Annotated in this window: 1 protein-coding gene; it reads right to left on the bottom strand. The window is 38.6% G+C overall.

Annotation, left to right across the window (positions count from 1 at the left end):
• Window positions 1-241: hypothetical protein (locus tag DIE17_RS37760; protein WP_221624906.1), on the bottom strand; the 241-nt coding region annotated here is incomplete at both ends.

Here is a 241-nt window from a genome sequence, read left to right as displayed (position 1 = left end):
GGACTTCCAAAAGAAACTGCATTTGGAGAAGGCGGATTTAAATTACTATTTAAAACCATTGATCCGCCGCTGGCATAAGTGAGAGTATTACAACTAACCGTCGTTGATCGAATATTAAGAAATGCAGTAGTTGCTCCTAGGGTACGTGATGTATCAATAGGTTCGATGTTGTTTTGAAGAACGATATATCCTGTACCATTATACGTGTAGAGATTGTTTGTATAAACGGCACTCGCTCTTA

The sequence above is a fragment of the Burkholderia sp. Bp9099 genome (genome assembly GCF_003857805.1).
GTDB lineage: Bacteria > Pseudomonadota > Gammaproteobacteria > Burkholderiales > Burkholderiaceae > Burkholderia.
The sequence above is the reverse complement of the archived record's forward strand: the minus strand, read 5'-3'. Positions and strand labels throughout refer to the sequence as shown.